Source organism: Pseudomonas sp. LBUM1664 (assembly GCF_059695895.1).
This window is the reverse complement of record NZ_CP166791.1, coordinates 4,662,810-4,677,151: the sequence shown is the minus strand read 5'-3', so window position 1 is coordinate 4,677,151 and position 14,342 is coordinate 4,662,810. Positions and strand designations below refer to the sequence as shown.

Genomic DNA, 14,342 nt, shown 5'->3' with positions numbered 1-14,342 from the left:
CCTCACTGCATATTGATGATCACGTCTTCCTGCCATTTCTGCGGCAGTGCCTTGGAGGTTTTTTCCCAGGCGTCTGCATCCTTGATCGGGGTCACGCCTTTGTACTGCTCGTTCGGCAGCAGCTTGGCCTTGACCTCTTCGGGCAGTGTCAGGTGCTCGGCGCGGATCGGACGGGCGTTGCCCTTGGCCAGGTTGATCTGGCCGGCGTCGCTGAAGATGTACTCGCGAGCCAGTTTGGCGGCGTTCGGGTGCTTGGCGTATTTGTTGATGATGGTGGTGTAGCCAGAGATGACCGAGCCGTCGGATGGAATCAGCACGACGTAATCATCCGGGTTGGCCATCTTGGCCTTGTAGCTCAGGCCGTTGAAATCCCAGACCACGCCGACTTCGATTTCACCTTTTTCCATGGTGGCGATGGTTGGGTTGGCCATGGACAGACGCCCTTGCTTGGCGATCTCGGCGAACATCAACAGGGCCGGTTGAACGTTCTTCTCGTCGCCACCGTTTGCCAGGGCCGCTGCCAGCACACCGTTGGCGGCTTGGGCTGCGGTGCTCACGTCACCAATGGAGACTTTGTATTTGCCGGTTTTCAGGTCAGCCCATTTGGTCGGCACTTCGGAGCCGTGCAACAGCTTCTTGTTGACGATGAACGCGATGGTCCCGGTGTAGGCCAAAGCCCAGTTGCCATCCTTGTCCTTGGCCCAGGCGGGCACTTGTTCCCAGGTGCTTGGCTTGTAGGGTTGAACCACGCCCTGCTTGACCGCGATCGGGCCGAAAGCCGCGCCGACGTCACCGATGTCGGCGCTGGCGTTGTCTTTTTCGGCGGCGAACTTGGCGATTTCCTGGGCCGAGCTCATGTCGGTGTCGATGTGTTTCAAGCCGTAGACTTTGGCCAGGTCTTCCCAAGTGCCTTTCCAGTTCGCCCAGTCATCGGGCATGCCGACGCTGTTCACGGCGCCTTCCGCTTTCGCAGCGGCTTCCAACGTTTTCAGATCGGTATCAGCGGCCATGGCGCAAGTGCACATGGCAATGGTCGAGCCTAACAGTGATGCCAGGAAAAGCTGTTTCATCCGAAGCTCCTTATGGGCGTTTTCAACGCTGCGATTGCGGTTGTGTTGGTCTAGGTCAGCAATACCTGAGCCAATGTAGGCGAGCCCTGTGACATTTTGATGTCGGCGCGGGATGGGCCGGGAATCATCAGGCTCGTGCGCAGTGGCTGCGAATTAAGCGTAGACCATGGTTAAATGGCTGATCTGAAAGGACTTGGCCGTTAATTTGCAGGTTTGCAAATCAACCGCTCGGCGGCTCTGTCATCTGCCAGTCATGTGCAGTGCCTAGGCTTGCTGGAACGCGAAGCGGATCGATGTGCCATCGATCTCGCCCCGAAACAGTGCTGGTCTAGTCCAGATAGGTAACGTTGATGCGTATCGATGCAACCAAGACGGTGACAGCCATCGGACAAGTCCTGCAAGAGCAGCTCGACCACGGGTTGCTGGCGCCCGGCAGTAAGTTGCCGGCCGAGCGCAAGCTCAGTGAATTGTTTGGGACCACGCGCATTACCGTGCGTGAAGCGCTGTTGCAGCTCGAAGCCCAGGGGCAGATTTATCGTGAGGAACGCCGGGGCTGGTTCGTCTCGCCGCCGCGCCTGGCCTATAACCTGATGCAGCGCAGCCATTTCCACGCCATGGTGGCGGCCCAGGGGCGGGTGCCTTCTACTCAGGTGATCTCGGCCCGCTTGCAACCGGCTTCAGCGGCAGTGTGTGCCTGGTTGCAGTTGCCGGCGCTGTCCAGTGTGATCCAGATCTGCCGGGTGCGGCGTATCGATGAGCGGCTGGTGCTGTACGTCGAGCACTACCTGAACCCGCAGTACTTCGCGGACATCCTCGAATTCGACCTCAACCAGTCCATGACCGAGCTGTACGCCAGCCATTACGACCTGCATTACGGTCGGGTGAAATTCGAGATCGTGCCCACATCTTTACAGCCGGAAGCAGCGGCGGCGTTGAAGGTCTCGGTCGGCAGCCCCGGGTTGCGGATTGCACGGGTCAACTATGACCAGCATCAACGGCTGATCGACTGCGACCTGGAGTTTTGGCGGCACGATGCGATTCATGTTGGGGTAGACGTGCCAGAGCAACCGCCGACAGCCTGAGGTGATGTCAGGCTGACTCGTAGAGCTTGGTCAGAATCTTGAACAACACGGTGATGAGGATCAACAGCATGCCGATCCACATGGCAAAGACCCCGACGTTCTTGTCACGGAAGTTAAAGCCGATGGCCAGCAGGAGCATGCCGGCGACGATGGGCACCAGCATGGCGAAGAGCGAAGGCGTTGAAATCATGGCGACAGCCTTATCGGGGAGGATAAGGTCAGTCTAGTTGGGTTTTTGTCGGGAGGTGATGATGTGGGTCATATCCCTCAATCCCAATCCCAAGGCAAACACTGTTGTGGCGAGGGGATAAATCCCCTCGCCACAGGGTAAGCCATGTCCCAGCCCCATCAGGTTCAGCTGCGGTTACGGCAACTCGCGACAGGCATAAAACGCGCTCAGTACTTTCACCAGGTGTGCCAGGTCATGGCTGCCGCACAGTTCGCGAATCGAATGCATGGCGAAGGTCGGCAGGCCGATGTCCACGGTGCGTACACCCAAATGACTGGCGGTGATCGGGCCGATGGTCGAGCCGCAGCCCATGTCGCTGCGTACCACGAAGCTTTGCACCGGCACCTCTTCGGCCATGCACAGATGACGGAAGAAGCCGGCGGTTTCGCTGTTGGTGGCGTAGCGTTGGTTGGAATTGACCTTGATTACCGGTCCGGCGTTGAGTTTAGGACCGTGGTTGGCGTCGTGTTTGTCGGCGTAGTTGGGGTGCACGCCGTGGGCGTTGTCCGCAGAAACCAGCAGGGATTTCTGAATGGTACGTACGAACTCTTCACCTTTTGGCAGCAAACGACGCAGGGTCTGTTCAAGCATCGGCCCGTCGGCGCCGCAGGCTGAGCAAGAGCCGACTTCCTCGTGATCGTTGCACACCAGCACGCAGGTTTCTTCGGTGTCGGTGGTCAGCAAGGCTTGCAGGCCGGCGTAGCACGACAGCAGGTTGTCCAGGCGCGCGCCGGCAATGAACTCGCCGTTCAAACCAATGACCGCGGCGCTTTGAGTGTCGTAGAAGCTCAGCTCGTAATCGAGCACCACGTCGGCGTTCAGGCCGTGTTCGCGGGCCAGTTGATCGGTGAGCACGGCCCGGAAATCGACCCGCTCGTCACCGGCAAACTGGGCGAGGATCGGCGGCAGCTCATTTTGTGGATTGATCGCCCAGCCCTGGTTGGCTTCGCGATTGAGATGGATGGCCAGGTTCGGAATCGTGGCGATCGGCGCCTTGAAATCGATCAACTGGCTTTCGACCTTGCCATCACGACGGAAGGTTACGCGCCCGGCCAGGGACAGATCGCGGTCGAACCACGGCGCCAGCAACGCGCCGCCGTAGACTTCCACACCGAGTTGCCAGAACCCGTGGCGTTGCAGTTCCGGCTGGGGCTTGACCCGCAGGCAGGGGCTGTCCGTGTGGGCACCAACCAGGCGAATGCCGTCGTGCAGCGGTGAGTTGCGGCCCAGCTTGAAGGCGATGATCGAGGAGTCGTTGCGCGTGACGTAATAGCAACCGTTGGCTTCGGTGGTCCAGGTCTCGCGTTCGTCAAGACGCTGATAACCCGCCGCCTCCAGGCGCTGGGCAAGGCTGGCGGTAGCATGGAACGGGGTGGGGGAGGCCCTGAGAAAGTCGATCAGGCCCTGGTTCAACTCTGCGCGCATAAATAGCTCCAGACAGCAATGGGCGGGAGTTTACCCCATTGGCGACAGGCGTTGCAGGCCCAATCCCCGAGGGTGGTTGGGCTGTCTGCTTCGGCGTTGATCAGCCCGAGGCGCTGATTCGCTCACGCAGGTACGCCAGGATCACGGACTTGTCTTGCGCCTTGGACGGTTCTGGTAAGTGCTCTGGCCAGCGTTCCAACTGACCGAACAGCTGTTTCTGGCGTTCCGGGTCCAGGCGGAGAATCTCCCGCGACGCCGATTCCCACCAGTGGTGCCTGCAAACGCTGTAATACGGATGCTCCGGCGCGGCGCTGCCGTACAGCAGATCGCGACCGATCTTGCGCAGGGTGCCGCGCTGGTTGCGCAGTCTCCATTTGATTTTCAGGCGGTGCCAGGCGGTCGGGAAGGGTTTGGCACGCGGCACCTCGTGACACCGCTCCACCAGTTGTGCGCTGAACACTTCTGTGTGCTGCGCGAAGAAATGCGCTTGCATGGCGTGGAAGAAGTGTTTCTCGGCGAAGTAGTGATAAACGTATTGATTGGCTTCGCCCACATGCTTGTTTCGCATCATGAAAGAAAGCGCGATCTGCTCGATGGTATGAATGTCAAAGCCACCCTCGGTCCACTCATCAATCAGCTCGATGGCCTGGGCCAGCAACGACGTATCGCTGTCAGTCACGCCGCATAGCCCGCTGTTGTAGAGCTTGAAACTGTTATCACGGGTCACGCCGTGGGTGCGCAGGCAAGCGCCCAACTTGAGGTAGTCCTCGCGCTCACACACGTAATCCCAGTTGTATTCGAAGCTGTCCATCAGGTACTGCCCGGGCTGGATTTGCTTGAACAACAGCTCAGGGTCGTCGAGGAACAGCGTGTCGGTGTCTACGAACAGGGTTTTTTCGGCCAGTTTCAGACCCGCCGCGATGGCGCAGGCCTTGCGTCGGTGAATGTAACCATTGTCGCCCTTCCATTGCGCCAGCAGTTGCGGGCTCAACGTGATGGTCTCGACCGGCCAGCCGAGGTAATCCTCGGGTCGATCGGTCAGGACCCTGATGCTCGGCAGGGTAGAAGATTTGCCGTGGGCGAGGGCGGTCAAAATGCTGAACTTGGCTTCCTGCCTGTAGACAGTCTTGTCGCCATAAATCAGGTACAGCAATTGATGGCGGACTTTTTTTACGGGGGCTTCGTGGGAATCAATAACCTGCATTGCCGAGCTGTTCTCCGGTGAAGTCATTTGTCGGGCGGCGATGGACGGATCAGAACGGCGCCGGGCACTCGAAGCGCAGACGCTCGCCACTTTGCGGGTGGGTGAAGCTGAGCATGCTGGCGTGCAGGCACAGGCGTGGCCAGGCGGCGAGGGCCTGCGGGTGGGCGTAAAGCCCGTCGCCCAGCAGCGGGTGACCGATGGACAGCATGTGCACGCGCAACTGGTGCGAGCGGCCGGTGATCGGCGTCAGTTCGACCCGGCACCAGTCGGCGCAACGTTCCAGCACGCGCCAGAAGGTCAGGGCGTGTTTGCCGTGTTCATGGTCCACCACGTGGCGAGGTTTGGTCGGCGGGTCGTAGCGCAAGGGCAAGTCGATACTGCCGCTGTCCAGTTCCGGTTGGCCCCAGCACAACGCCGTGTAGGCTTTTTCGGTTTCTCGGTCATGAAACTGCCGGGACAATTCACGATGGGTGTCCGCGTCACGGGCCAGCAAAATGATGCCTGAGGTCTCCCAGTCCAATCGGTGCACGATTCGTGCTTCCGGATAGCCGTTTTCCTGCAGGCGGGTAATCAGGCAGTCTTTGTTGTCGTCGGCCCGGCCAGGCACGGACAGCAGCAGGGTCGGCTTGTCGACCACCAGAACGGCGGCGTCCTGATGGATGATGCGGATGTTGGAGAGGGGCATTGAAACAGTCTCGTAACAAACGCCAACGGCGGTTCTGGCTCTTTTTCCTGCCCCTGTGAGAGGTGGGAAAAGAGCCAGAGCCGCCGTGGCTGCCGCAGGATCTGTCAGCGATCCGGCAGGGTGATATTGAGTTCCAGAATCGAGCAACTGCCCTGGCTTTCCAGTGCGACATGCACGTCATCGCTACCGATGTTGACGTACTTGCGGATCACTTCCACCAGTTCCTTCTGCAAGGCTGGCAGGTAGTCAGGGGTACTGCGTTGGCCGCGTTCGTGCGCCACGATGATCTGTAGACGCTCTTTCGCGACCGAGGCGGTACTTGGCTTTTTGTTGGCACGAAAGAAGTCAAAAAGGTTCATTACCTACCTCCAAACAGGCGCTCGAAGAAACCTTTCTTCGTTACATCGAGGAAACGATGCTCTACGGTTTTGCCCAGCAGACGATCGACCGCATCGCTGTATGCCTGGCCGGCGTCGCTTTGGTCATCGAGAATCACCGGCACGCCGGAGTTAGAGGCCTTGAGTACCGCTTGGGATTCTGGAATCACACCCAGCAGGGTAACCGCGAGGATTTCCTTGACGTCTTCGACGCCCAGCATTTCACCGTCGCTGACCCGTTGTGGGTTATAGCGAGTCAGCAGCAGGTGTTCCTTGATCGGCTCTTCGCCGTTCTCGGCACGACGGGATTTGCTCGCCAGCAGGCCCAGCATGCGGTCGGAGTCACGCACCGACGACACTTCCGGGTTGGTCACGACAATCGCTTCGTCAGCGAAGTACATGGCCAGGTGAGCACCTTTTTCGATACCGGCCGGGGAGTCGCACACCACGAACTCAAAATCTTCCTTGAGCTGCATCAGTACCTTTTCCACGCCTTCCTGGGTCAGCGCGTCTTTGTCGCGGGTCTGACTGGCGGCCAGCACGTAGAGGTTTTCAAGGCGCTTGTCCTTGATCAGGGCCTGTTGCAGGTTTGCTTCGCCGTTGACCACGTTGACGAAGTCATAGACCACGCGACGCTCGCAACCCATGATCAGGTCCAGGTTACGCAAGCCGACGTCGAAGTCGACGATGACTGTTTTGTGGCCGCGCAGAGCGAGGCCGGTACCGATAGCGGCGCTGGTGGTGGTCTTACCCACACCACCCTTGCCGGATGTAACCACGAGAATCTTGGCCAAGGTGTTTCACCCCTAAGGAAAAAGGACTTTGTCAGCCCCTGAAAAACATCTCTTGAAAACTGCTGCAATTGGACAGGCTTGGCTGGAATCGGATGCTGGGCGGGGTCTACCTCCGGTAAACACTGCCTGATCCTTTTTCCTACGTCGTTTCAGCCGTTTTCGCTACGTTTTAGAGATGCTTGGAAAATGCGGCAGTATCCGTTAAAGCCGAATGATGTTCAACACGTCGCCCGACAGGCTGACCTGAACGCTGGCCCCCCATAGCGGGTCGCGGCGCAAATCCTCGGAAACCTTGTACTGCCCGGCGATGGAGACCAATTCAGCGCTCAACTGCTGACAGAAGATCCTGGCCTTGGTGTCACCCTTGACGCCGGCCAGCGCACGGCCACGCATCGGACCGTATACATGGATGTTGCCATCGGCCAGAAGTTCCGCCCCCGGGCTGACCGAGGACACTACGACCAAATCGCCACCCTGGGCATAAATCTGCTGCCCACCACGCACTGGCGAGGTGATGATCCGGGTGGGCTTGATGGTGGGCTCTGGCGGTTTTTCCGGGGTTTTCTTCGCTTCGGCCGGGTTCAGTTCCAACAGACGCTCGCGGGCGCCGGACGGCGGCAGCACGGGAATGTCCACGGCGATGGCGGCGGCGATGTCTTCGATGCGGCTGGCACGGATCGCCAGGGTGCGCAGACCGTGCTGGCGGCAAACACGCATCAGGCCCGGCAGATCCACCGCGCCTTCGCCGGCCGGCAGCTTGTCCAGCGCCAGCACCAGCGGGGCATTGCTGAAGAAGTTTGGGGCCTGGGCGACTTTTGCCGCCAACTGCCGGTCAAGGCTCTCCAGGTCGTTGCGGGCCAGCTCCAGCACCGTAATGGCGAGCATGCTGCCCTTCAGCTGGAACACGGGATCTTGGTCTAGCGGTTCGGTTTGGCTCATGGTCGGCGTACAACGGCTTGTCACTAAAAGTGCCGAGACTTATAACGAGATCGTCCGCGAGCCGCAAGCCGGGTCGAACAATGTAGAATGCGCGGCCCATGTCTTTGTGGAAGCTGTAATGGATCGCCCGCGTTTTCGAGCTGCTTTTTTTCATCCGCGTTTCTGGCTGCTGTGGTGCGGCCTGGGGCTGTTGTGGCTGATCGTTCAGTTGCCTTATCCGCTGCTGCTGCGGGTGGGTCGTGCATTGGGTGCGCTGATGTACCGGGTGGCCGGCGACCGACGGCGCATCGCCCGTCGCAACCTGGAACTGTGTTTTCCTGAAAAGTCCGCTGCCGAGCGCAAGCGTTTGCTCAAGGAAAACTTTGCTTCCACCGGCATCGCCTTTTTCGAAATGGCCATGAGTTGGTGGTGGTCTCGTTCACGTTTGGCGAAGCTGGCCCATGTCCAAGGGCTGGAGCATCTCAAGCAGGCCCAGCGCGACGGTAAGGGCGTGATCCTGATGGCGCTGCATTTCACCACGCTGGAAATCGGCGCGGCATTGCTTGGCCAGCAGCACACCATCGACGGCATGTACCGCGAGCACAAGAACCCGCTGTTCGACTACATCCAGCGCCGGGGCCGCGAGCGGCACAACCTCGATTCCCTGGCGGTGGAGCGTGACGATGTGCGTGGCATGCTCAAGCTGCTGCGGGCCGGCCGGGCGATCTGGTATGCGCCGGATCAGGATTACGGCGCCAAGCAAAGTGTTTTTGTGCCACTGTTCGGCATCCAGGCCGCGACGGTCACCGCCACCAGCAAGTTTGCTCGCCTGGGTAAAGCGATGGTCGTGCCATTTATTCAGGAGCGCCTGGCCGATGGCAGCGGCTATCGTCTAGTGATCCAGGCGCCACTGGACGATTTTCCGGGCGAGACCGAGGAAGCCGATTGCATCCGCATCAATCGGTGGGTAGAGCAGTCGGTGGCCGATTGCCCCGAGCAATACCTCTGGGCCCACCGGCGCTTCAAGAGTCGTCCGCCGGGAGAGCCTAAGCTGTACGACAAGCGCGGTTGACTCTGTAGTCTGCCTTTTTTGAGCATTACCTTGAGCACGGAGCATTGCGATGATCCCAGCTGAACCGGTTACAGGTTTGATTCTTTCCGGCGGTGGGGCTCGGGCGGCGTATCAAGTGGGGGTATTGGCAGCGATTGCCGAATTGCTGCCCGACGGGGCGAAGAACCCGTTTCCGGTGATTGTCGGCACCTCGGCCGGAGCGATCAACGCGGTCAGCCTGGCGAGCGGGGCGATGGACTTCAAGACGGCCATCGAACGTCTGACGGCGTTCTGGCAAACGGTGCGCAGCCACCAGGTCATGCGCAGCGACTGGCGCGGAGTGATGGGCCAGGCGACGCGCTTCATCAGCCACAGCCTGCTGGGCCTGGGGGCCAAGTTACCGGTGGCGCTGATCGACAGTTCGCCGTTGCGAGAGCTGCTTGAGGCGCAATTCCATGCCTCGGGTATCGAGCAGGCGATCGCTGAGCACCAACTGCGGGCGGTGGCGGTGACTGCGTTCGGCTATGAGTCAGGCCAGGCAGTGACCTTCTATCAGGGGCGCGGCACAATCGCAGCTTGGCTGCGGCACCGGCGTATCGGCGTACCTGCGCTGCTGTCGGTGGAGCACCTGCTGGCCAGCTCGGCGATTCCCTTGTTGTTCGCGCCGGTCAAGATTGGCCCGCAATACTTTGGCGATGGCGCGGTACGCCAGTCGGCGCCCATCAGCCCGGCCTTGCACCTGGGCGCCAATCGCGTGCTGGTCATCGGCGTCAGCGGCAACCCGCGTACCTTTGCTGCGCAAGATCCGTTGGATCGCGTTTACACCGGTCTGCAACCAACCTTGGCGCAGATCGGCGGCCACATGCTCAACAGCACGTTCATTGACAGCCTGGAAAGCGACATTGAGTTGTTGCAGCGTCTGAACGGGTTCAGTCACATGCTGCCCGATGACGTACCAGCCCATGCCTTGGGCGCCGCGCCGGTGGAGGTACTGGTGATTTCGCCGAGCCAGCCGATCGACGAAGTTGCGGCCCGCCATCGCCAGGAGCTGCCGGCTGCGTTGCGAGTGTTTCTGCGCGGGCCGGGCGCGACCAAGACCAGCGGCGCCAGTGTGCTGAGTTATCTGCTGTTCGAGTCGGGGTATTGCAGCGAGCTGATTGAACTGGGACGCCAGGATGCGTTGGCGCAGCGCGATGAGCTGATCCGGTTCCTGGGGTTGGCGGGTGACGGCGGCACATCGAGTATTGATGCAAACTGAGCACGCCCGATCCTACAGGGCTCTGTGGTGAGCACGAAACCAATGTGGGAGCGAGCCTGCTCGCGATGACGCTGGCACATCCAGCATCCATGCAAACAGACCCACTGCTATCGCGAGCAGGCTCCCACAGTGGATTTGCTGCGGATACATTCCGGGATCAGAAGTGGTACTTCAGCAAGAAGCTGGTGTTGCTCTGGTTGGTCTTGAACCCTTCGCTGTCTTCGATCCCGTACTTGTTCTTCCAGTAGTCGTATTCCACACCCACATACAGCTGCTTGGCGCCCAGCTTCAAGGCCTTGCCCAGGTCATATTTGATCTGCGGATTGATGTGCAGGTTGGCGTGGTAGGTGCCCTTGGCGTTGGTGTCGTTGTCCACCACCCAGTCGATGTAACCGTCGATCAGGATGTCGGATGAACCCACCGGGAGGGTGTAGGCCCAGACCGGAGTGATTTGCCAGATATTGTCGCCGGCGCGCGGGCCTTCGGTCTGGCGGTTATAGAAGTTCAGCTGGAAGTAATCGAAGCCGGGGATCGCCAGGTCGAAGCCCGGGCCGATCAGGTAGGACTCGTTGTCACCTTCGCCGAACTCATAGGTCATGGCCAGCAGCACATCCTTGATCGGGCCCAGTTCCAGTTTCTGGTCGAAGATCTTGCCGAACGACAGGCGGGGGCTGAATTCACCGTAGTAGGTGTTTGGCCCGGAGCTGCTGTCGTCTTTGCCGTTGTAGAAGATCCGATCGAGGAAGAAAAAGTTGTCCCCGTATTTCCAGGCGTCGGCGTGTTCGAAGGTCACGGTCTGCTGGATGCGCGGGTTGACCTGGAAATCCTTGCCGTACAGGTAGGTCAGGCTGTTGTTCTGCCATTGGAACAGATCGTCAGCCATCGCCTGGCTTGCGGCCAGCAAGGATCCTGCGAGTATCACGCTGGTGCACGTATGCTTCATTCGGTTTGCTCCCAAAGGTAAGTGGTGCTGCATTTTTTTGAGATCAGCGCTCTGGTGTGGCGCCTTTTTCTACGGATAAAAAACATCCGTTCGGTCAGCTTTTTATTTGTGGCAAGTGCTGATAGCAAAAGCTGAGCCAAGGCCGAAAAAATCGGAAAAGGTTCGTTCGGCCACTTCAAAAAAAGAGTGCTTGGGGGGGCTATCCTATCCGCCAACCCTGGGAGAAGTTGGCGGACCGGTCAGGATCGGCTGGTTTGTGTGTGTCGGCCGATTTCGAGCGGCCGTGCAGGGCATGGGCTTGTGCCGTTGGCCCCAAGTGCCCCGCAACGGCGCATCCGTGGCGAGTTTGGGGCGTGACGGCGGCCTGACTCAGTTGGTTCGCGCGCCCTGGGTGATCCACGCACCGATCAGGTCGCGTTCCTGCTGGGTCATCTGCGTGATGTTGCCCAGCGGCATGATCTGGCTGGTCACGGCCTGAGCCTGGATGCGCGCGGCCTGCTGCTGGATCTGTTGCGGCGTATCGAACATCACCCCGCCCGGCGCCGCACTGAACAGCGGGCTGGTGGGCTTGGCCGAGTGGCAGACAGAGCAGCGCTCCTGGATCACGCTGTGAACCCTTTCGAACGACGGGCCCTGAGCGTTGGAAGCCTGAGCGGGTTCTGCGGCGGGCGCTGCTGGCGCTGTTTCAGGTTTGGCGCCACCACCCACGGCGGTTTCCGGCAGCGGTTGGTACTCGATGGCTGCGCGAGCCTTGGCCACATCCGGTGCAGTGGATATGGGTTTTGGCCCCGTGACATAAGCCAGGCTGATCATGGCCAGGGCGCCGACCGGCAACGTCCAGGCAAACTTGTTGCTGTTGTGGCGAGTGTTGAAGTAGTGACGCACCAACACCGCCGCCACGGCGATCCCGGCCAGGATCAGCCAGTTGTACGGGCTGCCATAAGTGCTTGGGAAATGGTTGCTGATCATGATGAACAGCACTGGCAGGGTGAAGTAGTTGTTGTGGCGCGAGCGCAGCAAACCTTTGGCCGGTAGCGCCGGATCAGGCGTGCGGTTCTCGGCGATGGCCGCCACCAGCGCTCGCTGTGCCGGCATGATGATGCGGAACACGTTGCCGACCATGATCGTACCGATGATCGCACCGACATGCAGGTAGGCACCTCGCCCGCTGAACACCTTGCTGAACCCGTAAGCCGCGGCGATCAACAGCACGAACAGGATCACGCCGAGCAGGGCAGGTCGCTTGCCCAGGGCCGAGTCGCAGAGAAAGGAATAAACGAACCAGCCGACAAACAACGAGCCGATGCCCAGGGCGACGCCCTCGAGCCCGCTCAGGCTGCTGCCGGGAGCCAGCAGGTAAACGGTTGGGTTCCAATAGAACACCACGCACATCAGCGCGATGCCTGACATCCAGGTGAAGTAGGCTTCCCATTTGAACCAGTGCAGGTTGTCCGGCATGGACGGCGGCGCGAGTTTGTATTTTTCCAGGTGATAGATACCGCCACCGTGGATGGCCCACAGGTCACCGGCCAGACCGTTTTTGGGGTTGACGCGATTGAGGTTGTTTTCCAGCCAGACGAAGTAGAACGACGCGCCGATCCAGGCCACGCCAGTGATCATATGAACCCAGCGTACGCTCAGGTTCAGCCATTCCAGCATATGTGCTTGCACAGTCTTTACCTCTCGCCCGTCACGCTTGTTTTCGCGTGATCGGACTCTCCTCTTATTGGTGGGGGGCGAGGATCAGCAGCTCATCCTCTTTGAAAAAATGCTCATCGCAGTTATTGCCTATGCCACTGCGATCAACCACCAGGAAGTCATCCCGCTTTTCGATCGTCAGCACCGGGTGGTGCCAGACGCCGCGATGGTAATTAATGCCCTGCCTGCCGTTGGTGACGAAGGCGCGGACCAAGCCTGATACAGGTGCATCGCCAAGTGGCGCGACCACGATCAGAAAGGGGTTGCCGAGCAGCGGAATGAAAGCCTGGCTGCCCAGCGGATGGCGCTCCAGCATGCGAACGGTCAACGGCATGTCCAGCGCGTCGGCGCGGAAAATGCTGATGATCGCCTTGTCGTCCGGTGTGGCGGTTTCAACCGTGGCCAGACGATGGAAGCGCATGGTCGAACCGTTGTTGATCATGAAGTGATCGCTGCCGTCGGTTTCGATCACGTCACCGAACGGGGCGAAGGCTTCTTTGGTCAGCGGTTCAATCTTGAGTGTGCGCATGCGGGTCTTCTTACCTTGGATTCTGTGTTGTTTGTTCTATTGCTATCGCGAGCAGGCTCGCGATTGGCCTCACCGCTTATTTTGAAACCTTGCCCAAAACCCGCAGGCGACTCACGCCACCATCCGGGAAGACGTTCAGGCGGATGTGGGTGATCGGCCCCAGGGCCTTGATCTGCTCGGCGAAGGTGTGTTCGGCGTGCATTTCCAGTTTCTGGCTGGGCAGTAGCTCACGCCAGAACAGCGACTGGGTTTCGATCTGGCTGTCGGTGCCGCCCTTGACGAACGCGCCCTGGATCGAACAGCTATCCGGGTAGTTGCCCTTGAAGTGCAGGGTGTCGACGATGACTTTCTCGACCTCGCCGGCATGGCCCAGGGCGACGATTACCCAGTCATTGCCTGGGGTGCGACGACGGGCGGTTTCCCAGCCGTCGCCCATGTTGACGCCACGACCCGGGTTGAGGATGTTGCTCATGCGGCCGAAGTGTTCGTCGGAGCAAGCCAGGGCGCGGCCACCGTTGAGGGCGGCTGCCAGGTCGATCTGTTCGTTGTCGCCCACGGCCGACCAGTCGCGGTATGGAATGCCATAGACCCGCAGCCGTGCCACGCCGCCATCGGGGTAGATGTTGAAACGCAGATGGCTGAAAGCCTGGTCGTTGCTGATTTCATGGTAGTGGTGGCTGTTGCCTTGCAGCTCGACGGCCGACAGCACTTCAGTCCACTGGGTGTTTTCGTCCGGCTCGCCCGAGGCCAGGAAGCAGGCTTCCAGGGAAGCCGACGGTGGGTAGTTGCCGGTGAAGAATGAGGTGTCGATGTCCACGCCTTTGATCGACCCCGCCACGCCCAGGCGGATCACCGCGCTGTCGTAGCCTTCGAAGCGCTTGCGCCGCGACTCCCAGCCGTCCATCCACTTGCCGTTGTCATCGAACACGCCCTCCTTCCATACGGCCGGGGTCGGTTGGAACAGGCGGTTGGCGTCGGCGAACCAGTCATCGGTGACCGAGATGATCTTGGTGCCCAGGCGGGCGTCGGCCAGGTTGACGAACTTCTCGAAAGGTACGGCGTAAGCTTTCATTCTTCTT

At 60.0% G+C, this 14,342-nt stretch carries 15 protein-coding genes; 3 read left to right on the top strand and 12 right to left on the bottom strand.

Annotated elements, in window-relative coordinates; all coding sequences use genetic code 11:
* Positions 1 to 2 precede the first annotated feature (2 nt).
* Complete coding sequence (locus tag ACA047_RS21920) at positions 3 to 1,070, bottom strand: ABC transporter substrate-binding protein (protein ID WP_497352892.1); 1,068 nt, start codon at positions 1,068 to 1,070, stop codon at positions 3 to 5.
* Between the two features lie 350 nt (positions 1,071 to 1,420).
* On the opposite strand from ACA047_RS21920, the gene ACA047_RS21915 reads away from it, so the two are divergent.
* Positions 1,421 to 2,152 carry a UTRA domain-containing protein gene (locus ACA047_RS21915; RefSeq protein ID WP_497352890.1) on the top strand — a complete coding sequence of 244 codons (732 nt, stop codon included), beginning with the start codon at positions 1,421 to 1,423 and terminating at the stop codon, positions 2,150 to 2,152.
* Between the two features lie 7 nt (positions 2,153 to 2,159).
* Here ACA047_RS21915 and ACA047_RS21910 read toward each other — a convergent pair whose 3' ends face one another.
* The 7 genes from ACA047_RS21910 to minC all read right to left on the bottom strand — a co-directional run bounded on the left by ACA047_RS21910 (position 2,160) and on the right by minC (position 7,805).
* Positions 2,160 to 2,342 (bottom strand): hypothetical protein, encoded by a 183-nt coding sequence (locus tag ACA047_RS21910; protein WP_497352888.1) that lies wholly within the window; start codon positions 2,340 to 2,342, stop codon positions 2,160 to 2,162.
* A gap of 174 nt (positions 2,343 to 2,516) precedes the next feature.
* Positions 2,517 to 3,806, bottom strand: a complete 1,290-nt coding sequence (locus ACA047_RS21905) for a M18 family aminopeptidase (RefSeq protein WP_497352886.1) — start codon at positions 3,804 to 3,806, stop codon at positions 2,517 to 2,519.
* Between the two features lie 100 nt (positions 3,807 to 3,906).
* Entirely contained in the window at positions 3,907 to 5,010 is a 1,104-nt protein-coding gene (locus tag ACA047_RS21900; protein WP_497352884.1) for a hypothetical protein, read from the bottom strand.
* Positions 5,011 to 5,059: 49 nt separating this feature from the next.
* Positions 5,060 to 5,695, bottom strand: coding sequence for an RluA family pseudouridine synthase (locus tag ACA047_RS21895; RefSeq protein ID WP_497352882.1), 636 nt, complete (start codon positions 5,693 to 5,695; stop codon positions 5,060 to 5,062).
* 104 nt (positions 5,696 to 5,799) lie between these two features.
* The gene (gene minE / locus ACA047_RS21890) at positions 5,800 to 6,054 is read right to left on the bottom strand and encodes a cell division topological specificity factor MinE (RefSeq protein ID WP_003179111.1); all 255 of its coding nucleotides are present in this window, start codon (positions 6,052 to 6,054) and stop codon (positions 5,800 to 5,802) included.
* On the bottom strand, positions 6,054 to 6,866 hold the full coding sequence (minD, locus tag ACA047_RS21885) for a septum site-determining protein MinD (RefSeq protein ID WP_042728954.1): 813 nt from the start codon (positions 6,864 to 6,866) through the stop codon (positions 6,054 to 6,056). The genes minE and minD overlap by 1 nt, the downstream gene beginning before the upstream one ends.
* Positions 6,867 to 7,067: 201 nt before the next feature.
* Positions 7,068 to 7,805: a septum site-determining protein MinC gene (gene minC / locus ACA047_RS21880; protein WP_497352879.1), complete on the bottom strand. Its 738-nt coding sequence runs from the start codon at positions 7,803 to 7,805 to the stop codon at positions 7,068 to 7,070.
* Positions 7,806 to 7,923: 118 nt separating this feature from the next.
* Between minC and ACA047_RS21875 the strand changes: the two genes are divergently transcribed.
* Together ACA047_RS21875 and ACA047_RS21870 are read left to right on the top strand one after the other, a co-directional pair.
* The gene (locus tag ACA047_RS21875; protein ID WP_497352877.1) at positions 7,924 to 8,856 is read left to right on the top strand and encodes a lipid A biosynthesis lauroyl acyltransferase; all 933 of its coding nucleotides are present in this window, start codon (positions 7,924 to 7,926) and stop codon (positions 8,854 to 8,856) included.
* A 49-nt stretch (positions 8,857 to 8,905) separates the two neighbouring features.
* Positions 8,906 to 10,093: a patatin-like phospholipase family protein gene (locus tag ACA047_RS21870; RefSeq protein ID WP_497352875.1), complete on the top strand. Its 1,188-nt coding sequence runs from the start codon at positions 8,906 to 8,908 to the stop codon at positions 10,091 to 10,093.
* A 157-nt stretch (positions 10,094 to 10,250) separates the two neighbouring features.
* Here ACA047_RS21870 and ACA047_RS21865 read toward each other — a convergent pair whose 3' ends face one another.
* From ACA047_RS21865 to alc, 4 genes are all read right to left on the bottom strand, one after another.
* A complete protein-coding gene (locus ACA047_RS21865) occupies positions 10,251 to 11,036 on the bottom strand; it encodes an outer membrane protein OmpK (protein WP_497352873.1) in 786 nt (261 codons plus the stop codon).
* 369 nt (positions 11,037 to 11,405) lie between these two features.
* Positions 11,406 to 12,707: a urate hydroxylase PuuD gene (locus ACA047_RS21860; protein ID WP_497352871.1), complete on the bottom strand. Its 1,302-nt coding sequence runs from the start codon at positions 12,705 to 12,707 to the stop codon at positions 11,406 to 11,408.
* A 52-nt stretch (positions 12,708 to 12,759) separates the two neighbouring features.
* Positions 12,760 to 13,263, bottom strand: coding sequence for an ureidoglycolate lyase (locus tag ACA047_RS21855; RefSeq protein ID WP_497352869.1), 504 nt, complete (start codon positions 13,261 to 13,263; stop codon positions 12,760 to 12,762).
* Between the two features lie 76 nt (positions 13,264 to 13,339).
* Positions 13,340 to 14,335 (bottom strand): allantoicase, encoded by a 996-nt coding sequence (gene alc / locus ACA047_RS21850; protein ID WP_497352867.1) that lies wholly within the window; start codon positions 14,333 to 14,335, stop codon positions 13,340 to 13,342.
* Positions 14,336 to 14,342 lie beyond the last annotated feature (7 nt).